General features: G+C 34.9%; 21 protein-coding genes, 1 tRNA gene and 1 pseudogene. 12 read left to right on the top strand and 11 right to left on the bottom strand.

Translation table 11 applies throughout. The annotated features are described in order from the left end of the window. Window positions 1–10: 10 nt before the first annotated feature. From ASM33_RS06050 to purH, 4 genes are all read right to left on the bottom strand, one after another. The gene (locus ASM33_RS06050; protein WP_110409949.1) at window positions 11–379 is read right to left on the bottom strand and encodes a hypothetical protein; all 369 of its coding nucleotides are present in this window, start codon (window positions 377–379) and stop codon (window positions 11–13) included. 77 nt (window positions 380–456) lie between these two features. Next, window positions 457–1230, bottom strand: coding sequence for an SDR family NAD(P)-dependent oxidoreductase (locus tag ASM33_RS06045; RefSeq protein ID WP_110409950.1), 774 nt, complete (start codon window positions 1228–1230; stop codon window positions 457–459). Further along, the gene (locus ASM33_RS06040; RefSeq protein WP_110409951.1) at window positions 1217–2044 is read right to left on the bottom strand and encodes a YihY/virulence factor BrkB family protein; all 828 of its coding nucleotides are present in this window, start codon (window positions 2042–2044) and stop codon (window positions 1217–1219) included. The genes ASM33_RS06045 and ASM33_RS06040 overlap by 14 nt, the downstream gene beginning before the upstream one ends. Before the next feature lie 207 nt (window positions 2045–2251). Further along, entirely contained in the window at window positions 2252–3823 is a 1572-nt protein-coding gene (purH, locus tag ASM33_RS06035; RefSeq protein WP_110409952.1) for a bifunctional phosphoribosylaminoimidazolecarboxamide formyltransferase/IMP cyclohydrolase, read from the bottom strand. Window positions 3824–3937: 114 nt separating this feature from the next. On the opposite strand from purH, the gene dapB reads away from it, so the two are divergent. The 4 genes from dapB (at window position 3938) to ASM33_RS06015 (ending at window position 7868) form a co-directional block, all read left to right on the top strand. Then, complete coding sequence (gene dapB / locus ASM33_RS06030; RefSeq protein ID WP_110409953.1) at window positions 3938–4723, top strand: 4-hydroxy-tetrahydrodipicolinate reductase; 786 nt, start codon at window positions 3938–3940, stop codon at window positions 4721–4723. Continuing rightward, window positions 4720–5478, top strand: coding sequence for a phosphate ABC transporter ATP-binding protein PstB (pstB, locus tag ASM33_RS06025; RefSeq protein ID WP_110409954.1), 759 nt, complete (start codon window positions 4720–4722; stop codon window positions 5476–5478). The genes dapB and pstB overlap by 4 nt, the downstream gene beginning before the upstream one ends. 191 nt (window positions 5479–5669) lie before the next feature. Continuing rightward, window positions 5670–6656, top strand: coding sequence for an integrase core domain-containing protein (locus ASM33_RS06020; protein ID WP_157956349.1), 987 nt, complete (start codon window positions 5670–5672; stop codon window positions 6654–6656). 87 nt (window positions 6657–6743) lie between these two features. Continuing rightward, entirely contained in the window at window positions 6744–7868 is a 1125-nt protein-coding gene (locus ASM33_RS06015) for an IS4 family transposase (protein ID WP_110409390.1), read from the top strand. A 221-nt stretch (window positions 7869–8089) separates the two neighbouring features. Here the strand turns inward: ASM33_RS06015 and ASM33_RS06010 are convergent, their stop codons facing one another. The 7 genes and pseudogenes from ASM33_RS06010 to ASM33_RS05980 form a co-directional block, all read right to left on the bottom strand. After that, window positions 8090–8284, bottom strand: a complete 195-nt coding sequence (locus ASM33_RS06010; protein WP_110409955.1) for a hypothetical protein — start codon at window positions 8282–8284, stop codon at window positions 8090–8092. 61 nt (window positions 8285–8345) lie between these two features. Continuing rightward, a complete protein-coding gene (locus tag ASM33_RS06005) occupies window positions 8346–9107 on the bottom strand; it encodes a DsbA family protein (RefSeq protein WP_110409956.1) in 762 nt (253 codons plus the stop codon). Between the two features lie 51 nt (window positions 9108–9158). Beyond that, a pseudogene (locus ASM33_RS06000) lies at window positions 9159–11072 on the bottom strand (Hsp70 family protein); the annotation flags it as partial. Beyond that, on the bottom strand, window positions 11050–11508 hold the full coding sequence (locus ASM33_RS05995; RefSeq protein WP_110409958.1) for an iron-sulfur cluster co-chaperone HscB C-terminal domain-containing protein: 459 nt from the start codon (window positions 11506–11508) through the stop codon (window positions 11050–11052). The pseudogene ASM33_RS06000 and the gene ASM33_RS05995, both read right to left, overlap by 23 nt. Next, window positions 11501–11908, bottom strand: a complete 408-nt coding sequence (locus ASM33_RS05990) for a HesB/IscA family protein (RefSeq protein WP_110409959.1) — start codon at window positions 11906–11908, stop codon at window positions 11501–11503. Before ASM33_RS05990 ends, ASM33_RS05995 begins: the two co-directional genes overlap by 8 nt. A 6-nt stretch (window positions 11909–11914) precedes the next feature. Continuing rightward, window positions 11915–12355, bottom strand: coding sequence for a Fe-S cluster assembly scaffold IscU (gene iscU / locus ASM33_RS05985; protein WP_110409960.1), 441 nt, complete (start codon window positions 12353–12355; stop codon window positions 11915–11917). 128 nt (window positions 12356–12483) lie between these two features. Further along, window positions 12484–13776, bottom strand: coding sequence for an ankyrin repeat domain-containing protein (locus tag ASM33_RS05980; RefSeq protein WP_110409961.1), 1293 nt, complete (start codon window positions 13774–13776; stop codon window positions 12484–12486). 105 nt (window positions 13777–13881) lie between these two features. On the opposite strand from ASM33_RS05980, the gene dnaE reads away from it, so the two are divergent. The 8 genes from dnaE to ispG all read left to right on the top strand — a co-directional run bounded on the left by dnaE (window position 13882) and on the right by ispG (window position 22962). Then, window positions 13882–17343, top strand: a complete 3462-nt coding sequence (gene dnaE, locus ASM33_RS05975) for a DNA polymerase III subunit alpha (protein WP_110409962.1) — start codon at window positions 13882–13884, stop codon at window positions 17341–17343. Window positions 17344–17391: 48 nt separating this feature from the next. After that, complete coding sequence (locus ASM33_RS05970) at window positions 17392–18174, top strand: 30S ribosomal protein S6 (protein WP_110409963.1); 783 nt, start codon at window positions 17392–17394, stop codon at window positions 18172–18174. Continuing rightward, a complete protein-coding gene (gene rpsR, locus ASM33_RS05965; RefSeq protein ID WP_110410571.1) occupies window positions 18174–18449 on the top strand; it encodes a 30S ribosomal protein S18 in 276 nt (91 codons plus the stop codon). Before ASM33_RS05970 ends, rpsR begins: the two co-directional genes overlap by 1 nt. A gap of 7 nt (window positions 18450–18456) precedes the next feature. Beyond that, window positions 18457–19047, top strand: coding sequence for a 50S ribosomal protein L9 (rplI, locus tag ASM33_RS05960; RefSeq protein ID WP_110409964.1), 591 nt, complete (start codon window positions 18457–18459; stop codon window positions 19045–19047). 319 nt (window positions 19048–19366) lie between these two features. After that, a complete protein-coding gene (gene purB, locus ASM33_RS05955; protein ID WP_110409965.1) occupies window positions 19367–20662 on the top strand; it encodes an adenylosuccinate lyase in 1296 nt (431 codons plus the stop codon). Further along, window positions 20662–20737 (top strand) — tRNA-Met (locus ASM33_RS05950). The genes purB and ASM33_RS05950 overlap by 1 nt, the downstream gene beginning before the upstream one ends. A gap of 228 nt (window positions 20738–20965) precedes the next feature. Next, entirely contained in the window at window positions 20966–21616 is a 651-nt protein-coding gene (locus ASM33_RS05945; protein ID WP_110409966.1) for a TRP75-related protein, read from the top strand. Window positions 21617–21654: 38 nt separating this feature from the next. Further along, window positions 21655–22962, top strand: coding sequence for a flavodoxin-dependent (E)-4-hydroxy-3-methylbut-2-enyl-diphosphate synthase (ispG, locus tag ASM33_RS05940; protein WP_110409967.1), 1308 nt, complete (start codon window positions 21655–21657; stop codon window positions 22960–22962). Window positions 22963–23063: the final 101 nt, after the last annotated feature.

Raw genomic sequence — 23063 nt, 5'->3', positions numbered from 1 at the left:
AATAAAATTCCTATTGATTCTCAATTTTTTCTATCAACTTTTTGACTAAGCCTCTTAGCTTCTTACTAGACTCATCAAGCTCTTGAATCTGTGCGCTATCCTCTTTCATGAGCACCTTATGATTTTCTTTTATATAATCAATCATACCTCTGATCTGAGCAATCATTTTGTTAATATCCATATTACCTAAATCAGGTATCATGTTAGGCATACCTCCCTCAAATGCATTTCCGCTAGCCATAAATTGCTGAGACATCTGCAAGAACGGCTTTAAAGTCTGGTTAAGCAACTCAGGATCCTTAGCTAACTTTTCTATTTGTTCTTTGCAAGTTTCCATATACTGCTTCATGAATTCGTCTTCTTGTCCTTTGTCTGCCATAATTATACCTACTTAAAAATATGTACTCCTTAAATTATACACCATTTTTTAATTTAACACAATACTAAAACAATAATCTAATTAGAAGATTTGTTGAGTGGCAAGATTTCTCCTGATATGCTACAATCTCCAGACGCTAACTCCACAAATTTATCTGTTAGTTCATCAGGTGGTGTTAACTCCAGTATATCTTTTCCAGAAAATGCTTGTTTATATATTCCACTATCCACAGGTCCTTCTGGATAAACAGCATTTACGCATAATTTTGTATGTTTTGTTTCAGATGCATATATTTTCACCATTGTTTCCAGCGCAGCTTTACTTGCAGCATAAGGCATCCAGTATGGGTAAGAAGCAGCAGAAAATGTCACTTCTGAGGTTATAAATATTACCCTTCCAGCATCAGATTTTTTTAGCATTGGATCTAAATTTTTTAACAAGAACCAATTAGCAGTAAAGTTTGTATCCATTACACTATGAAATTCTTCAATTTCATAGTCTTGAATTGGACTTAATTTAGCTAAAACCCCAGTGCATGCTACTAATATATCAAGCGCTCCAGATTCTGACAATTTTAGGCTTTCTATCATGTTTGTCAGTATCTTTACATTCTCAAAATCTAAAAGATCAAGCTGAATGAGCTTCACAGAACCTTCTTTGAATTCTTCAAGCTCTTCAATTTCATTATATAGCGGTTTTAGATTATCAATAGATCTTGAAATCAGAATCACATTAGCGCCTTCTTTTACAAATCTTTTTGCAACAGCAGACCCTATTCCACCTGAAGCTCCGGTAATTAAAGCTACTTTACCTTCTAATTTACCCATTTCTTTTCCATTAGCGAGATTCATTAAAATATTTTAACTGAAAATTAAATTTTGCTCCATATATAAAAATTAAACTTAGCATATAAAAAAATAGCAACGAAACTACCACACCTCCTAAACTGCCATATATCAAATTCAGTTGGTCAAACGAAGTTTTTAAGTATTGTTTAAAAGCGGAAGCAGAAATTGTCCAAAGAACAACAGCTACACAAGATCCTGGAAATACATCTGATACATTTTGTTTTATGTTTGGTAACATAAAATATAGCCAAGAAACCACTGTAAAAAGCACAAACTCAACGAGTAAATATTTAGTATAACTTATTCCCTGATAGGAAAAATCAACTAGCATTGGTGCGAGTGTAGAGAACACTATAGTTAGAGTTATAATAAGCGTTACCACTAAAAATTGTAATATGCTGAGTACTCTCCTCCATATATAAGTATGAGGAGAAACAGGAACTTTATAAGCCTTATTTAATATCGTTCTGAACCCTTCAACCGTGGACGAAGCGGTCCAAACAGAACCTACGATTGCTAAAGTTAATAAACTTTGCGGTGGACCTGATATTATTTCCCTAATACGCGGCATTAAAGATGCTAAAATGTCCTGTGGCATATTATCAATAATAAATACCCAGCCGATGTTGTATTGATCTAAGAAATTTGCAAACGTTGATCCCAATGCTATTAAAACAATAAGAAAAGGAAATATTGATAACAAGAGTAAAAATGACAAGTACCCAGCATGTTCTATTCCGTCATTATAAATTGTGTCAATCAGAGCACGATAAAGGCAATAAATAATAGTATAAAATTTCTGTAATAACTTATTCACTTTAAATACGTACAATCAAGTATAGTATTCTAAATGAAATAAAACATATTTATAAGTAAAAAATCTTTGGTGCAATAAGTCACCGCTATACAAACATCCAGTTAAGCGATAAAATAAGCACAAAGTATCAATTGTTAGTATCATCTCAGTGTCTTGGTACGCAGTTGTGCGTTGCATGCTAAAATGACAACTGGTAATGTGAGAGCTCTAATGGAGAAAAGTACGAATGCCAGTAAAAAACATGGCAATTTTCTTTTCATTTGCAGCTGCTGTTACTTCCTGATCTTTCAGTGAACCGCCAGGTTGTATTATTGCTGTAATACCACGCTTTGCACTTTCTATTATGCTATCTGCAAATGGGAAAAACGCATCTGAAGCGAGCACCGCGCCTTTACATTTCTCGCCTGCTTTTTTTACTGCAATATTCACACTGTCTATTCTACTTGTTTGCCCTGCACCGATGCCAATAGTGCACCCATCTTTTGCTATGACTATTGCATTTGATTTTACATATTTACATATTTTCCAGGCGAAAATCAGATCTGCTTTTTCTTTTTCTGTTGCAGTGCGCTCAGTTACTTGGGATATTTCTTCTGCTTTTATCTTGTGATTATTATTTTCTTGTACTAAAAATCCACCAATAACATTTTTAATTTGGTATTTCTCATTCTGCTGAAAAGATTTGCAAATAATTACTCTTAAATTCTTCTTTTTTTGCAAAATTTCTAGTGCATCATCATTTACTGATGGCGCTATTATTACTTCTAAAAATATCTTATTCAGCTCTTCTGCAAGTTTTAAATCTACTTGCTTGTTGAAAGCAACAATGCCACCAAAACTGCTTACTTCATCACATGATAAAGCTTTTTGATATGCTTCCAAAGCATTATTACCAATTGCAGCTCCGCATGGGTTATTGTGTTTTATTATTACTGCTGCAGGTTCTTCAAATTCAGAAATTATGTTAAGCGCAGATTCTATATCTACTATGTTATTATAACTCAGCTCTTTTCCATGTATTTTTTTGAGCGGGTATTGGGTAGACTGATTACTATAAAATGCAGCTTTTTGATTTGGATTTTCACCATACCTTAACTCTTGCATTTTATTTCCATAGAGCGTAAAAAACTCTGGTAAGTCATTCACTTCTCCTAAAAATTTCTCATCACAAATAGGCTCTGAAAGAGGTCTGTTACTTTCATTCTGAGATAAAAACCAACTATAGATATTAGAATCGTAGTGCGCGGTAAGAGCAAATGCTTTAGTTGCAAGATGCTTCCTATATTCCAGAGTTGTTTCATTGTTATTTTTTATCATCTCAGCTTTCAGCCCTTCGTAGTCTTGAATGCTAGAAACAACTAAAGTAAAACGAAAATTTTTTGCCGCTGCTCTGATGAGAGCTACTCCGCCGATGTCAATTTGCTCTATGATTTGCTCTTCATTTGCACCACTACTCACTGTATCCAAAAACGGATATAAGTTAGTTATAAGCAGGTCTATTGGTTCAATATTTAGATTCTGCATTTCCGTTTTATGTTTTTCTCTATCACAAAGGATTCCGCCATGAATTTTAGGGTGTAAAGTTTTCACTCTACCGCCCAGTATTTCTGGAGACTCTGTATAATCAGAAACTTCCTGCGTTTCTATTCCTGCATCAGACAAAACTTTATATGTGTTGCCTGTTGAGAGAATTTTTATTTGTTGCTGCACCAGAAACGATGCAAGGTCAATTATATTTGTTTTATCATAAACAGATATTAAAGCTCTTTTGATTTTCATCTTATGTAAAAAGTTTTTTAAGATTATATCCAAGAAAAAGGGGTTTGGCTATCAAACTTCTCTTGCAGCCTTATTATAAAAAGACCTAATATGTTTATAGGTACAAAAAGCTTTATGAAAATCAGAATTGGAGTTGTAGGCTGCCTTGGCAGAATGGGCAAGGCAATCATAAATGAATTGATTGCAAACGATAGAGTAGAAATAGCAGGCGTAGTAGCGCGTACACATGTCGGTTCAGATATTGGCTCGGTTTTAAGTTTTAGCTCTGATATAGGAGTGAAAGTTACAAATTCTATTAGCGATGTATTTAAATCATCTGACATAGTGATAGATTTTACAACTAAAGAATGTATGTTAGAATGTCTTAGAGCATCTGCGCAATTTAAGAAACCGCTGGTTAGCGGAACAACTGGGGTGGGAGATGTTGATTTGAAAGAGTATGCTGCTAAAGCTCCAATATTGTGGTCAGCAAACATGAGCATTGGTGTTAATGTATTACTAAAATTGGTAAAAAAGGCTGCTGAACTTTTAAGCGATGGATATGATATTGAAATTTGGGAAATGCATCACAATTTAAAAAAGGATTCACCATCTGGAACAGCTATAGAACTTGGTAAAACTATTGCTGATACTTTAAAAATGGATTTTCATGTTAACCACCACTTGCATAGTAATTCAACTACAAGAGAAAAAAATAGTATAGGTTTTGCAGTATCCCGCGGAGGTGGAGTGATAGGAGATCATAGTGTAATGTTCATGAATTCAGGTGAGCGAATAGAATTAAGTCATAAGGCAATTGATCGTAAAATATTTGCCATCGGTGCTATTCAAGCAGCAATATGGCTATATGAAAATAAAAGAGAAACTCCAGGGCTATATTCAATGCAGGACGTAGTATGAGCGATATACACGCCTCTATTAAAGATCTAAGCCTTTGGTATGGTGCTAAACAAGTTTTATTCGATATAAGCTTAGACATTTATAAGAAAAAAGTTACTACTTTCATAGGGCCATCAGGGTGTGGCAAATCAACATTTTTGCGCTGTTTTAATCGCATGAACGACTATGTACCTGGGTGCAAAGTTATAGGTGAGTTAGATATTGATGGACTCGGTAATATATATTCACGAGATATGGATGTTGTTTTGCTAAGAGCAAAGGTTGGCATGGTATTTCAAAAACCAAACCCATTTCCAAAATCAATATACGATAACGTTGCTTATGGTCCCAAATTGCATGGTATGGTAAAAAACAAGCAAAAATTAGATGAAATTGTGGAGAATAGCATGACAAAGGTTGGCTTGTGGGAAGAGTTGAAAGATAGACTTAAAGATAGTGCACTCGATTTATCCGGTGGTCAACAGCAGCGGTTATGTATTGCACGCGCAATTGCAGTGAAGCCAACTATCTTACTAATGGATGAGCCATGTTCTGCTCTTGATCCAATGGCAACAAACGCAATTGAAAGCCTGATACAAGAGTTGAAAGCAAGGTTTACCATAATTATGGTCACACACTCGATGAAGCAAGCTAAAAAGCTATCTGATAATGTAACTTTTTTTCATAATGGCAAAATTGTTGAGTCTGGAAGCACTCAAGAAATATTTGAAAATGCTCAATCTCCTCTAACACAAGAGTATATTCTTGATCATTAGAATCACGCGTAATCCCTAAGTTATCCTACACAACTATACGAACATCCCGTAAAGCGATAAGACGGGTATTAAGTATCAATTACTGGTGTAACCTAGTATCCTCCTCCTGTCATCCGAGTAGCCATTTTCTTGTCATCCCTGTAAAGGTCAACTAATTCGATGACAAAAATGTTAAGATAAAAGAAACATTTTTGAGGGAGTTAGGTATGAGAAGAAACACAGAAGATAAAACTTTAGAGAGAAATTACCAAAGTAAATGGAGATTTTTGATCAAAGAATATGAGCAAACAAAGGCAAAAAAGCATCCATTTTATAGATTTGTAGGCGATTTTTATCACGCTAATGGAATCAACAGACAAACATTCTGTAAATATTATAATAGGTATAGAAATAGCGGATTAGAAAAAGAGTTTTTACCAAGAAAAAGAGGTCCAAGATGGGAAAGTAGAAGAACAGATATTGAAATAGAAAAAGCAGTTATAGAGGAGCGGAAAAAAGGGATAAATAAATATGAAATTTGTGCTATACTAGCAAAAAAGTTGGGCAACAAAACACCTTCTCCATCTGGTATATATAATATTATTAAGAGAGCCGGCATGAATAAGTTGAGCACAAAAGAAAAAGAGGTGAAGAGAAAGATAATCAGGGAAAAAGCTGGAGAATTGGCACATATAGACTGTCATTATTTGAGTAAAGATATGATAATAAATGAGAGCAAAAGATACTATTTAGTGTGTGTAATAGACGATGCAAGCCGTATAGCATGGGCAGAAGTTTTAGAAAATATTCAGAGTCTGAATGTAATGTTTGCAGTGCTCAGATGTTTTAATTATATAAAGCAAAGTTACAGTATTCAGTTCAAAGAAGTAATGACAGACAATGGACCAGAGTTTGCATCAAGAAGTAATTTGGATGGACATCCATTTGAAAGAATGTTAGTTGAAATTGGCTTAAAGCATTTATATACAAGGCCATATAGACCACAAACAAATGGAAAAGTAGAGCGCTTTTGGCGGACTTTAAATGATGATTTGATTGAGGGAACAACGTTTGAGACCGTTCAAGAATTTAAGGATGAATTGTTTAGATATTTAATTTATTACAATGAACACAGGCCGCATCAAGCTCTTGGAGGTATTACTCCTTTGAGCTTTTTGCAAAATTTGTCAATGAATTAGTTGACCTTTACAATCCCAGTGTGTGACACACAACTGTACGAACGTCTAATTTAGCGATAAGATAGGAAAAAAATTAGGGTGTGAAGTGTGTTTTATTACAAAGAAATAATATCAAAATTGCCGAAAGCAGTGTTAGATGAAATAGGCAAAGCGGTTGGCGTTGATTACAAAGTGGGCAAACTTACGGGAGAAAATATATTTAATTTACTGCTGTACAGCATATTGGAGAAAAACGAGCTGAGCTTGCGGACTATCGAGGAAAATTATCGTCGGATGTTTTGCCTGAATACGCGCCATTCATCGGTGGCAAGCCGCTTAAAAACGATACCAATTAAGTACTTCGAAAGAATTTTTTCGTTCGTTTTACAAAGTTTTTGTAACCAAAAAGACCAAGAAAAGCTATTAATTATAGATTCCACAACCCTGCAGTTATCGAGCAAATTACTGCAATCTGCAATACCATGGCGTGGTGGTGCAAAGAATATGGTAAAGTGCACCGTTGCCACTGACGGCAGGTTTGCAAAGTTGCTGAACTTGTATACTCAAGCCAAGGGCTCCTCTGACAGCACATCGTTCCGGGAAATGATTTTAAATCACGGTCAAGAGTCGATTTGCATATTTGATCGAGGACTGCAAAAACGTGCAACTTTCGAGGAGTTTATAGATAAAGGCATACATTTTATCACACGTGGCAACGATAATATTCGTTATCAAATTGTGCGTATCCACGGAAAAGTTGCAGGCATGCAGACTGGAACGCTTGAGCTAATGGAAGATGTAGTAGTCAGGCTGGGGCAAAAAGGTTCAAGATTTTTGTCGTTTGAAATCAGGCTAATTAAAGCGCAAAATCGACAGAATGGCGAAGTTCTCACATTTTTGACTAATATTTATGAAATGTCTGCTGAAGAAGTCTGCGCTCTTTACAAAAGGCGCTGGTCAATAGAAGTTTTCTTCAAATTTATCAAGCAGGAGCTCAACACGAAGCATTTTCTTGGACATAGCAAAAACACAATTTTGGTCACACTATACATGATTCTTATTGCTTCGGTTTTATTAACAGAATACAGAAAACGCAGCGAAATCAAGAGTTATAAGTTTGCAAGGAGAGCTTTTATGAATGAACTCAGGCTTGAAATCCTAAAACCTGTCATTGAATATTGTGGTGGAAACCCAGAAAAAGTCTACGATTATTACCTTTTTCACTTTCCATAACAAACGTTCGTACACTTGTGTGTTTGACACTGGGATGACAGGAGAAAGAGCACTGGAATGACACCATTTTTCTTGCACTTTTGTCTTAAAGTTGCAATGTTCGTGCAGTTGTGAGTTATCCTAGGAAAATTTTTTCATTCATAACGAAAGTAAGCAAGATTTGCTTACTTTCGTTGAAGCGTGACTACTGAGATGTCAGAAACTAGCATATCTCTTTTTTGTTATGTGCTGCTATAGTCAGTAAAAACGTACGCTTGGTAATAATTATTACAATCATCATAAAGCTTCTGATAATTCTGCTTTAATTTATCATAATCTTCTTTTAATGCTCCTGTCCTGCGTGATATTTCAGCTTCTATATGTTGATTAATAATATTATAGCCATCACTCCCATATTCATTTTCGTAGTCAAACATAGTTCAGTCCTCATGAAAATAAAAACTTTATGGTAAATTGATTGCAAATTTATTAAATACTCTACTCGTTTTGTTTGTCACTTAATTCATCTACTTTCCTGCGTAATATACTTAAGTCAGTTGCTCCTACGAACAGGCTATCACCGATTATTAAAAAAGGTGTGCCACCTACACCAAGATCGCTAACTAGAAGCTTACTGCTGTTTATCATTTCCTGAATTTTATCCGCATTATTTTTCATGGAATGATTAAAATCATTCTCATCAATTCCTATATTTTTTACTATGTCTAATATATCATCCTCTGAAAGCTCTCCTTTGTGGGTTAAGGCGGCATAATGGAAGTCGAAATATTTTTCTTTATCTATAAAATGAACGGCTAGAGCGCTTTTTGCTACTTTTAAGGAATTATCACCTAGTATTGGAGCATCTCTAAAGATGTATTTAACTTTACCGTCGTGAATTAACTGCTTTATATCGTTCTTTATAATTTTGCAATACCCACAAGAATAGTCAAAAAAGCCTGCAACCATGACGCTGTTATTTTCACTTCCAGAGTGAGGGTAAGTTAAGTCAAATATCTCATTTTTATATTGCAAAATTTTACTTTTTGCTACGTTCTCACGAGCTGTTTGGCTGTGTTTAATTGACTGCTCTCTGAGAGTTTTTACAACTTTGTCAAAATTTCTACTTATATAATTATCTACTCTCTCGCCTATATAATCATCGCTCACCACCTGACCGCGGTTTGAAAGCCAATTGTTTATTATTGGTAAACTTGCCACCACTATTATCAAGATCAATAAAAACGGTATTCTAGACATATAACCTATTTGAAAAATTAGAAGTAGTGTATCACGTGTTACTTTCAATTAAACTAAAATTTTCTCTTTTGTCTTAGAATCGGGATTATTATCACTTTCAATTAAGTTTTTTAATTTATTTTCTCTGATTTTAGATTCTGCAAGGGAACGAGCCTTTATGTCTTCATCAAAGTGCTCTATTGACTGGTTAACCATATTTTGAATATCGGTTTCACTTAAGCCAAAACTCGAATTTACTTCAACTGTTTGCTCAATTCCTGTGGTTTTTTCTCTTGCACTGACAGTCAATATTCCGTCAACGTTAACTGTAAATTCTATCTCAATTCTTGCGTAGCCTGCAGGTAGTAGCGGTATACCTTTAAGCTCAAATTGTGCAAGCGACTTATTGTCATCTATCATTTCGCGCTCTCCCTGACAAACGTGAACTTTCATTGCTGTTTGTCCATCAACGTAAGTTGTGAACTCTTTTGTTTCTGAAACTGGCAGGGGAGTGTTTCGTGGTATGATTTTTTCAACTATTCCTCCCATAGTTTCTATACCAAGCGATAATGGAAGAACATCCAGAAGAATATTCTTGTTTTTTGTATGGCAAGTTAAATAATGAGCCTGCAAAGCCGCACCGCTCACAACTGCTTTATCTGGATTTACATCACTTAGTATTTTATTTCCAAAAAATTTAACTAATGAGTTTTTAATTAACGGCATTCTAGTTGCACCACCAACTAAAATTATTCCTTTTATATCGTCAATCTTAAGATCTACATCGTTTATAGTGCGATTTACTATGTCGATAGTCTTGTTAACTAAAGGCCTGATTGCTTGCTGAAATTCCTCTCTAGTTATTTCACAGTTGAATAATATATTTTTTTCCTCCTGGATTCCAGTGTCACGCACTGGAATGACAGAAAAAGGTCTAATATTAAACTCAAAAGTGCCTGCAGCGTTTTCACTCAGGTATTCCTTCACAGCACGTATATTGTAGACTCCAGCGTCATGTGCTTCAGGTTGTAATTTGTAGGTGGTTTGCGTAGCAGATGGTGTCATTCGAGTAGCTGACACTGGAATCCAGTTCTTATTATCCAATTGTCTGGTATGTTCATTTGCAGTTAAATTTTCTGGATCCCAGTGTCCAGGCACTGGGATGACATCTTTTTTGGTGGAAATTACTCTTATATCATAACGTTCGTACAGTTGTGCTTCACGTGTTAGTGAATGATTCTCTACTTCCTCTTTATACTTATTAACCACAATTGAACTTAGCAAATGATCAAAATCATCACCACCGAGTTTAGTGTCACCACCCACTGCGAGCACTTGAAATGCTCCATGGTGTAATTTGAGTATTGAAATATCGAATGTTCCGCCACCCAAATCATAAACTGCATATATTCCGCTATTGTTATTCTTTTCAATGGAGTAGGAAAGTGCAGCAGCAGTTGGCTCATTAATAAGACGAAGCACTTCTATTCCAGCAAGCTTTGCAGCATATTTGGTTGCATTCCTGGCTGAATCATCAAAATAAGCTGGCACAGTGATAACCGCTTTTTGTACCTTGAGCCCTGTGGATTTTTTAACTCTCTCGCATAAAGCTTTCAATATCTCAGCGGAAATCTCAACAGGAGTGAGATATTGCTCTTCAGCACATTTTACTCTAATAACTTTCTCGCTTTCATGATCTATTTCATAATTAATGTCCTCTTTACTTAGGTCATCAATACTTTTACCCATTAAGCGTTTTATTGAGTAGATAGCATTCGGACCGACATCATAGCCGGTTTTCAATATATTGTTTTCATATGAAATAACGGAAGGCAATAACTCTCTTCCTTGTTCATCTTTGAATATTTCCACATTGCCGGCTTTGTTTACCATTGCAATTAAAGAGTTGGTAGTCCCAAGGTCTATACCAAAAACTATTTCATCAGAATTAGTTCTGTTTGGCTCAGAAATTTGAATTGGCTGCATTTTGCTTTACCTCCTCAAATGACTTATATAAATATTTCAATCTTAAAACTTGCATAGCTGCTTCATTAAAATTTTTTTTAGCGAAAGCATTAGCTATATTCTTAATACAATCTTTTATTTTCTCGTCGATCATTCTATTTGCAGATTGAAGATCATCACAGTCCATTAGATATTCTCTTATCTCAATCGATTCATTCAATATCTCAGAATTCGGTTGGTCATTTTGACTTTTCACATCAAGAAAGTCCAGCAAATGCTCAGCACGTTTTAGTGGTGACTTTAGCACCTGATAAGCTTTGTTAATATTAATTATGTTTTTAGATTGTCCTTCATTTATATCAGCTCTACTTAGTTCAATGTATTTCTTTTCTAGCTCGTCAAAGTTGACATTAAAGCCTGGATCAATTTCAAACAATAAAAAATAGTTACTAGACATGAAAACTTTCTCCACAACCACACTTTCCTTTTTCATTGGGATTTTTAAAAATAAAACCCGATGAGAATTTTTCCTCTACATAATCCATTTCAGAACCAAGCATAAACATTAAAGATTTTGGATCAATCAGTATCTTAACTTTTTGGCCATCACTGCAACTTCCTTCGATTACAGATTCAAAAGGACGTATGTCATATGCATATTCAATATCATATTTTAGGCCAGAGCATCCTCTTTGTTTAATTAATACTCTTATTCCTATTGCTTCTTCTGATTCCACTGGATTAGTGTGCTTCTTCTGATCCAATAAACACCTTACCCTATCCAAGGCACGATCTGTTATAGTGATAGGATCTTTGTTCTTTTTTGTAACCCCACTTTCTCCCAAGCATTCACTCATTACAACCTAGTTAATTACTGTAGAATTGTTTTCCTCACATTCTGATTCATATCCTTCATCATGGCTCTTGTTTTGTTTGCTTTGATAGTCATGAATCGCAGCCTTTATAGCATCTTCAGCAAGAACTGAGCAGTGTATCTTGACTGGAGGCAAAGATAACTCTTCTACTATTTGAGTATTCTTTATCTGCGTAACATCACTAATAGTTCTTCCTTTTATCATTTCTGTTAACAAGGAACTTGAAGCAATTGCGGAACCACAACCAAAAGTTTTGAATTTTGCATCTTCAATAATACCTTTCTCATTGACTTTTATCTGTAGTTTCATAACATCGCCGCATGACGGTGCACCAACCAAACCAGTACCAACATTTGGATCATTTTTATCCAAAGAACCAACATTCCTCGGATTTTCGTAATGATCTAAAATTTTCTCATTATAACTCATAAAACTGCCTATAAACTGCTACCTTACATTATAACACATTTAGGCTGGAAACCCAAGACATTTAAATTCAAGTTTGACGCTAAATTTTTCTTTGGGTTTCAGGTTTTTTACTAATTTTCATATATGGGTTATCTCTGAAGCGATGAACCACTAGCCAAGCTATTTGTTCTAGAATGTAGCTGAGGGTTTGGTGCATTTAATATATCTAATACCTCATGTATTATATTGCTAGGTATGTTTTGAATTTGATCTTCAGGAAATTCAATTTTTGCTTCTATGACTAGATTGTTAATACAAACAAGAATCTTTTCTTTTTGATCGCTTCTTAAATTATATGAATATGAGTTTACTTCATACAATAATTTTTTTAGTAGAAATTGACCAACTTCTTGGCATTTTTCTTTTAACTCTTCTAGAGTCGGATATGCTTTGCTTTCATAATCTGATGCAAGCTGTATAAAATTAACATATTCTTTAAATCTATCTAATTTTTTACTAAAAGGTCCTGTCAAACTTTTTGTTTTGTAATCAAATTCAGTTACAGCACGTATTGCTTCATCTATAGCTTCATCATCTTTTCCTCTCTTTTTCTTAGCAAAAGCGCCATCCTGCTCAATACTTTTGCGTTTTAGTATACATGCGGGTGTCAGTGTAGGCATCCCTATATAGTAAATATGTTTTACTAACTTATCTAAAAACTTTTTTACTGAGAATTTTATATCCTCGTTCTTGATATTTTGTATACAATCCAATTCATTAGCATCTATTTTGAGCTTAACCTTACGTTCTGGATCATATTGATTCACTTGACCAAGTGCTAACCCAGATGTTTCCAGAAATTCTTTAATTAGCTCGAAGTTTTCGCTGTTAATAGCGTGTATTAAGGCTGTCTTTCCATCTTTGTCTTTTTGATTAAGGGTTATTGCCGTTTCTGGAGATAGTAAAAATGGGAAACATTTTGAATTACCAGATTTTATTGCAAGCATTAATGCGTTATTACGCTCATTGTCTTGTGCAATATATGAACTAACTTGCAGTGCATAAACTGTTTTCAGCTCTTTTGGTAAGTACTTATCATTAGTTAGATCACCAGAAACGTCATACCATTCTTTCAAAAGATCTGCCCTACCATGTTCTGCTGCAAGCATTACTGCAGTTTTTCCTTGGCTATTTTTAATATTAAAGATTTTTAGATTTTCAATGCTAATTTTTTTTCTTTTCTCCATATCTTGCTCATTTCTTCTTGGCATCTTTTCATAAGATTTAACTAATCCATCAATTAACCCGTCTAACCATTCAAGGTTTTCTTTTTGTAGCGCTTCACTGAAATCACTTTTCACTTGTTCTTGATATGTTAATTCTGCTTGTTTATATTTAGGCATAATAGCAACAATATCAATGATAACATTTAATGTTATCATGCTTTATATATCCTATTATAATTTATTTATCCATTGCTTTATCGCAAAACTATGTCTTCACAGACAAATTAATGTTACTCTCTTGTTACTTATTTAAAATTTTTTATGTTCATACACTTACGTGTTCATAGCGTTTACTCACTGCTTGAAAGTTCTGTTAAAATTGAAGAGCTGATAGGTCTTTGTGTGCAGCATAAGATGCCAGCAGTTGCGATTACTGATTCAGGTAATTTATTTGGCTCGCTTGAGTTTGCAGAATATGCTGCAAATAGAGGAATACAGCCTATAATAGGATGTAACATTGTAGTTAAACATGATGATCAAGATTTATCTATACTGTTACTTGCAAAGGATGAGCAAGGATATACTAACCTAGTCAGTTTAGTTAGTGAATCATTTAAAAAACGCAAAATTAGTAGTGACGCTCCTTATATTGAATTTGATGAATTATTGAATTCAAATACAGGTTTAATTGTTTTAACTGGCGGATGTAATGGGATATTAGCGCAGTTATTATCAACACAAGATAAAGAAACTATTGATAGGTTAATATCAACGTTTGATGACCGTTTATATGTTGAATTGCAGCGTCATGGATTTAGCAAGGAATTAGAACTGGAAGAAACTTTAATAGACTTTGCTTATCAGCACAATATTCCCCTGGTTGCAACAAATGATGTATTTTTTTCTAATAGGTCAGATTATGAGGCTTATGACATATTAACATGCATATCCGAAGGAAGTTATGCTGTGGAGGGTAACAGAAAGAAATTAACTACTGAGCATTATTTTAAGTCTGTAACAGAAATGGAGAAGCTGTTTAGTGATATTCCAGAGGCAATTCACAATACTTTGGTGATATCACAAAGGTGTTCTTATATGCCAAGAAGTATACAGCCTATATTGCCTAAATTTCCTTGCAGAGAGGGTAAAACTGAGAATGAAGAGCTGAAAGAGCAGGCAATCGCAGGGTTGAAGCTTCGTATTGCAAAATCTTCTCCTGTTACCAAAACACTTTCTCCTGTGATGCAAGTAGCTGACACTGGAATCTTTCTGGATTCCAGCATCACGCACTGGGATGACACCCAACCAGATGGTGACACACGACTGGATCATGGTCATGATATCGATCTTAAACAATACTATGACCGGTTAGATTATGAACTAAGTGTAATCACTTCAATGAACTATGCTGGTTACTTTCTAATAGTTTCAGACTTTATTCGATGGAGCAAAGCAAATGGCATTCCGGTTGGTCCAGGAAGAGGCTCAGGTGCAGGCTCAATTGTTGCTTGGAGCTTGCAGATTACAGATCTTGATCCAATAAAATTTGGATTAATATTTGAGAGATTTTTAAATCCTGATCGTGTATCGATGCCTGACTTTGACATCGATTTCTGTCAGGAAAAAAGAGACTTGGTTATTGACTATGTTCAGAAAAAATATGGGTATGTCGGTCAAATAATTACTTTTGGAAAATTGCAAGCAAGAGCAGTACTCCGTGATGTTGGGAGAGTGATGCAGATGCCTTACTCTCAGGTGGACAAGATATCTAAAATGGTTCCATTTAATCCAGTAAATCCTGTGACTTTGTCACAAGCGATTGAACTTGATCAAAATCTGCAGAAGGAACGTGATAGTGATGAAGTAATTGCAAAACTCCTTGATATATCTCTGAAACTTGAAGGTATATATCGGCACGTTTCAACACATGCTGCTGGAATTGTCATATGTGATCAAAAGTTAGAAAATTTTGTTCCTGTGTACTACGATCCAAATTCAGCTCTGCCAATCACCCAATATAGCATGAAATATGTGGAGAAAGCAGGGCTTGTAAAATTTGACTTTCTTGGACTTGGTACGCTTACACTAATAGATCATGTGTGTCGTTTAATTAATCGTGGTGGGCAAAAGATCGACATTTTGGCAGTAGATTTAGATGATCAAAAAACCTATGAAATGCTTTCACGCGGTGATGCGATTGGTGTGTTCCAACTTGAAAGTTCAGGGATGAGAGAATCTTTAATTAAATTAAAACCAGACTGCATTGGAGATATAATCGCTTTGATCTCTCTTTATCGCCCTGGTCCAATGGATAATATTCCAACTTACATTGCAAGAAAACATGGACTTGAAAAGCCAGATTACATTCATCCACTACTTGAAGAGGTGCTTAAGGAAACATTTGGAGTAATAATTTACCAAGAACAAGTGATGGAAATAGCCCGTATTCTTTCTGGGTATAGCTTAGCGGAAGCAGATCTTCTTAGGCGTGCTATGGGTAAGAAGATCAAAGCAGAAATGGATAAACAGCGTGAACTTTTTGTGAGTGGTGCTACGAAAAATGGTGTGACTCATGATAGAGCAAGTTACATTTTTGATCTAGTGGCGAAGTTTGCCGGTTATGGGTTCAATAAATCTCATGCTGCTGCGTATGCGATCATATCTTATCAAACTGCTTACCTTAAGGCCAATTATCCACTGGAATTCTTTACAGCACTAATGAACTTGAACATTGATGATCGAGATAAGCTGAATTTATTTTATCATGCAGCAAAGTTTAGTGGTGTTAATGTTCTTCCTCCTGATATAAACAAATCTCAAGCTGAATTTTCCATAGAAGGTGAGTGCATACGTTATGGCATCGCTGCTTTGAGGAATGTTGGCTTTTCCATAGCGGAAGGAATAGTAAATGAACGTTCATGTTATTATAATGATATATGGGAATTTATTGAAAATTCAGGACATATTATAAACAAAAGAGCACTAGAAAGCCTGATTAAATCTGGAGCTTGTGATAGTGCGCATAAGAACAGAAAGCAATTGTATGAATCAATTGGTATGCTTATTTACTTTGCAAATAAAAACAAACAGGATAGAGAATCAAATCAAGCTGATTTATTTGGTAAACTTGATGTTCTAAAACCAAAGCTTGAGAATGTAGAAGATTTTGATGAAGATGAAAAGTTAGAGCATGAATTATTTTCATTAGGATTTTATTTAACTAATCATCCGCTTAAAAAATTTAGATTTTTTTTAGAGGAGTTAAATATTGGGTTTATTGGAGAACATAAGACAGCAAAAACCGCTGGAGTGATATTAAATGTGCGTATGAGAACCTCAGAGCGTGGAAGATTTGTTATATTGACGCTTTCTGATCCACATAATGTTTCTGAAATAGCGTTCTACAATAATGAAATAATAGAAGAGAAAAGGGATTTATTTTCACCAGGAACATTTGTGATCATTGACCTTGAAACTTCAGGAGATAGGACAAGATTAGTGGGTAAAGATATATCTGATTTTACAGAAAGAATTACTTCAGCTATCAAAGGATTAATTTTAGTTGTTGATTGTGCTGATCCGCAAAAAACCACTATGGAGTTACAAGAAATATTAAAAAATAGAGGGAAAACTAAAATTCTGCTAAAACTTCTGCTTGAAAAGCATAAAGTGAGCGTACTATTACCGGAGACATACTCAATTGCTCCTCAAGTTATTTATGAGATATCTAACTTAAGCTGGGTAAAAGACGTAGAAATTAATACAAATAACTTGCTTATATAAAAAAGCTTTATATAATGAAATATTTAATCGATATTGAAGGAAGAGATAGTGAATCTTTATGAATTTACTTTTATAGCCCAACAGGGATTATTACAGCAAGAAGTAGAAGGAATGGTACAAGAACTGGCTGTTTCGTTAAAAAATATTAAAGCAGACGTGATTTTCCAGAAAATCAAGGACCTTCTTGAAAAGGAAAATGGCAAATTTACAAAGCAAGAGTTAGAGACTCACTCAAAAAGCATTCAAAAAAGCTTAGTTCCTTATTCTGATTTCTTAGAAAGTTTTACAAAAATTTTATGGGTTGACTTGGAAGAAGATTTTTCAAATTTGAAAGAAGTGAAGTCACAAATTGATAGAGAGTTGAAGGATGATCTAAAAAGTTTAGGAATAGCACAAGACTTTGTAACACTTCCAGAAGGCGGTCAGCAAATTAGTAAAAGTGCGTTTATTCAGAATTTGATAAATGCCTTGGAGAGAAATATTTCAGAGTATGCGCTAAAGATTTTTCAAGATGTTTTGAAAGATCTAGGAATAAATGCTCCAACTCAACTGAATAAAGGGTTAGGAAAGCTTTTAGAAAACATCCAAGCTTCAGGGTTGATAAAGTATGAACATTGGGGTCTTTTGGATTTTGCATATCCAATAAATAAAATGAAGAGCGGCCATTATTGCATGCTATGCATAAGTTCTACTTCAAACATTATGGATGAATTTGTACGTAGAATAAAACTTAATGAGAGCATTGTTCGCCACCTACCTATACAAGTTGATAAATTTTTTGAAGGTAAATCTCATATGATGAATAAACAAATTGAGGAGCAAAGCGCATGATGATGAAAAGACGAAATAATTTTAATAATTCTTACTTATCTGTAAATAATAGGACTGGTTTTAGGCGTTCTAAGGTTTGCCCTCTTGCTGAGTCGCAAGATGAGGACATAAATTATAAAAATACAGATTTATTATCCAAATTTACTTCTGATTATGGTAGGATATTACCTAGAAGGTTAACTGGGGTGTGTGCAAAAAGACAAAGAAAGTTGCGTTTGGCAATCATAAGAGCGCGGTTTTTAGCTCTTGTTCCTTATTGTACTAAAAAAAGTTAGGTAATTTATGTTGATAATTTTAAAGGAAAATATAAGAACTTTGGGTAAATTCGGTGAAGTTGTAAAAGTGAAGCCTGGCTATGCACGCAATTTTCTTTTTCCACAAAAAAAGGCAGTCAAAGCTACTAAAGAAAATATAGCAAAATTAGAAGAGCGGCGTTCTGTTTTAGAGGAAGAGAATCTAAAAAAATTGAATTTGGCAAAAGAGCTAGCTGCATCTTTTATTGGTAAATTTGTAATATTGGTAAAGCAAGCTTCAGAAGATGGTAAAATTTTCGGCTCTGTAACAACAAGAGAAATAGCGAAATCTTTATTGCAAGAATGTGAAGTGGATCACCGTAATATATCATTCAACGGGGTAAGGATAAGAAATTTAGGTGAATATCAAGTAAGTATAGAATTTCATAGCGAAGTCATAGTGCCAATAGCAGTGCATGTTGTGAGATCAGAAACCGATGCGCACGAGCTAAGACAAGTGAAGATGGAAAGTCAAAAGCCACACCAACAAGAAGGTGAGGCAGTGGAACAAGGTACGGATGAAGAAGTACAAGGTGTGGATGAAGAAGTTGCGGGTGGTAATGAAGCTGATCAAGAATGATCACCCGTTATAGCAGAAAAGCAATCTGCTCAATGTCATCCCAGTCCATTTTTTTCCTGGTCATCCCAGTCCATTTTTTCCTGTCATCCCATTTCCTACTTATGTCATCCCAGTGCGTGACACTGGGATCTAGCTTCTGGACATTATTTTGTGTTTATCAAATCTATTGCCTTTTACATAATTTGCAAGTGCTTTGTATATCTGGATCCCAGTGTCGGAGCACTGGGATGACACCTATGGACTACTGGAATAACACCATTTGCTACGTAAACTGCTTTCAGCAGTACATTGATTATACATTTATTGGAAGAAATCAAAAATGATTCCCCGTTATAGCAGAAAAGAGATGTCTTCCATTTGGGAGGAAAGTAATAAATTTAATATATGGCTTAAAATAGAAAAACTAGCGTGTGAAGCTCAAGCAAAGCTCGAGATTGTTCCAGGTGATGTTGCTCAAAAGCTTTCTGGCGCTATTGATTTTGATGTTCAGCGTATCAACGAAATTGAATCGATTGTAAAACATGATGTTATTGCTTTTCTAACATACGTTGCTGAAAAAGCTAGAGTTGATGTTCGTTATCTCCATTATGGAATGACAAGCTCTGATGTTTTGGATACGTGCCTTGCAGTGCAGCTAAAAGAATCATGTGATATTCTACTTAATAATCTAGAGAACTTACTTTTAGCATTAAAAAAGAAAGCTGAAGAATATAAGGATATTGTATGTGTTGGACGCAGTCACGGAATGCATGCAGAACCAACAATATTTGGACTAAAATTTGCTAGATTTTATGCTGAGTTTGAGCGTAATTATCAAAGATTGATTAACGCACAAAAAGAAGTTTCAACTTGTAAAATATCGGGTGCAGTAGGCAATTTTGCGAATATAGATCCATCTGTCGAGGAATACGTTGCAAAAGAAATGGGCCTTACACCTGAAACTATTTCATCTCAAGTCATTCCTCGGGATAGGCATGCAGTGTTCTTTTCAGTTTTAGGAATTATTGCAAGCTCAATAGAGAATGTTGCAATTGAAATTCGGCATTTACAAAGAACTGAAGTTGGAGAAATCTCTGAGTATTTTTCCACTGGACAAAAGGGAAGTTCTGCTATGCCGCATAAACGTAATCCTATTTTAAGTGAAAATCTGACCGGATTATCACGTTTAATACGGAGCTATGTGTTTCCTGCATTGGAAAATGTTGCGTTGTGGCACGAGCGAGATATATCACACTCGTCTGTAGAAAGATGCATCACTCCTGATGCGTGCATAACAATGGATTTTGCTCTAGTTCGGTTGACAGATTTAATAGATAATCTGGTTATTAATGAGGAAAATATTGAGAAAAACCTACATTCTTCAAAAGGCTTGGTTTTTTCACAACGTGTATTACTCGAGTTGGTAAATAGTGGTTTAACGAGAGAAGATGCGTATAAGATAGTTCAAAGTAATGCGATGAAGGTGAAAGAGAATAATAGTGATTTTTTCACCGAGTTAAAACAAGATAAATCCTTACTCGAAATTATAACACTAGAAAAACTTGAATCATTATTTGATTTCGCTTATTATACAAAGCATGTAGATCACATGTACAATAAGGTTTTTAATTATTAGGCTGAGTAGCTCAGTTGGTAGAGCAGGAGGATCATAATCTCTTGGTCGGGGGTTCGAATCCCTCCTCAGCCACCATATTGTTTATAGATACTAATTTTTGTTTTCTCTTTTACCAACTCCGTTCTTTCTATTAAATTTCTGTTAACTTGCACCTTCCTATTTTATAGCAAAATATTTTTTATCGAGAAATGAGATTTTTCGCAGTATAAAATTGTTATTCGTTATAAAATTAGTAAAAATAGCGGTTTACTTAAAGTTCATTAATTGCTATTTTTAAGGATACAATGTTTACAATAGTGCAATATGCTTAGGCTTTTTTCTAAAATTTTGTTTATATTAATGTTTTCAGTTTCGGGCATTTTTATTGCATATAGCGCTGAAGCTAAGCCAAAAGTAAAGCTTAGTAAGAAATACAGGCCTCCTGGTAACCCTGGTGGTACAAATTTTCATGCAGATGAAGATTTTGCTGAGTCATACAAACTATATGAAAAACGCAGAGCTATTCTGAAGAAAAAAAAATTACAGGATCAAGCTGATGTTAAAAGAAATAAAGAAGCTATAGTAAAAAAGCTAAGAGAAAAAAAAATTATTAGTCTTGATAATGAGTCAAGCAGCGAAGAAGTGTGTATAATTGATGATGAAGAAAATACTATGGTAAATCAACATGGTATTAATATTGCGCGTTTGAGAGGTGCTGTATTTATAGATGATTCTTATCAAGAGCCAATTCCAAGGCATCAACAGGAAGAGCAACAAGAAGGAAGAAAGGTTGCCCAATCGCGAGAAAAAAAAATCTCTCCTATAAGTATCACCATCAAAGAAACTCCACAAAAAGGGATATGCTCATATGATTCCATTGCTAATTTAAGCACTGACGGTAACATAGGTGCTAATACCAAATATAGTTTGAATGGCTCAGAGTCATTTGGAAGTGTAGCTGAAGTAGCAGAATAATATTACAATAGTAGCAGATATTTTGGCCGTTTAAAAATATGTTGAATGAAGATTTGATTGGTTGTAACGATAAAACGTGTGAACTATCACCAATTTCTAGACATAAAACTCACGTTGTAGAGGTTGGAAGAATAAAAATAGGCGGAAATAATCCAATAGTCGTTCAATCTATGGCTCTTGGTGTTCACATAGATCCTGATAATATAAAAAACAGTGCAAAACAATACGCAAAAGAAATAATAGAGCTAGCGTGTGCAGGTTCAGAGTTAGTGCGAATTGCTCTGAACTCAGAGGAAGTAGCAAGGGCGATACCTTACATAGTAGAAGAGCTAAGTAAAGAAGGTTTGGATGGTAAGATATTGGTAGGTTGCGGGCAATATGAGCTGAGCAAATTAATTCAAGATTATTCAGACAATATTAAACTGCTGGGTAAAATTAGGATCAATCCTGGTAATATAGGCTTTGGCAATAAACGTGATGAAAAGTTTGAAAAGGTTATAGAATATGCCATAAAGCATGATCTTCCTGTGCGAATTGGGGTAAATTGGGGTAGCATCGATAAACACCTCTTACAAAAGCTGATGGATGAAAATTCTTTATCCAGTAATTCAAGAACCTCTGATGTTATATTGCGTAAAGCACTTATAATGTCTGCTCTTGGTAGTGCGAAAAAAGCTGAAGATATTGGTCTTAGCCCAAACAAAATAATTATCTCATGTAAAGTTAGCAAAGTACAAGATTTGATTTCAATTTATACAGCACTTGCAAAATTTTCTAATTATGCTCTGCATTTGGGTTTAACCGAAGCTGGTATGGGCAATAAAGGTGTGATAAATACCACAGCAGGGCTTACCTACTTATTACAAAATGGTATCGGAGATACTATCAGAGCTTCTTTGACCCAGCGCCCTGGCGAACCGCGCATGAATGAAGTGGTAGTATGTCAGGAAATATTGCAATCGATAGGCTTGCGCCACTTTTATCCTCAAGTCAATTCATGTCCTGGCTGTGGACGCACGAGTAGCGATCGTTTTCGTGTATTAACTGAAGAAGTAAATAATTATATAAAAGTTCATATGCCAGTATGGAAGGAAAAAAATCCAGGTGTAGAGCATATGAATATTGCTGTTATGGGATGCATAGTAAATGGTCCTGGAGAAAGTAAACACGCAAATTTAGGAATTAGTTTACCTGGGTATGGTGAAAAACCTGTTTCAGCAGTCTACAAGGACGGCAAATATTTTAAGACTTTACAGGGTAATAGTATCTTTGAAGAGTTCAAAGGAATTATCGATAACTACGTAACAGAGCACTATGCACCAGAACTTATGATTAAGAAACAATAGAAGTATTATTGTGAGAATCCCTGAATGCGTGATTTCCGGTATCCTGGTTTGTTTTTGCTGTTTAGCAGGAGTTTTTCTGCAAAAATCCTATTGTTTTTTAA

It is taken from the genome of Wolbachia endosymbiont of Folsomia candida (assembly GCF_001931755.2).
Taxonomy (GTDB): Bacteria; Pseudomonadota; Alphaproteobacteria; order Rickettsiales; family Anaplasmataceae; genus Wolbachia.
The sequence above is the reverse complement of the archived record's forward strand: the minus strand, read 5'-3'. Positions and strand labels throughout refer to the sequence as shown.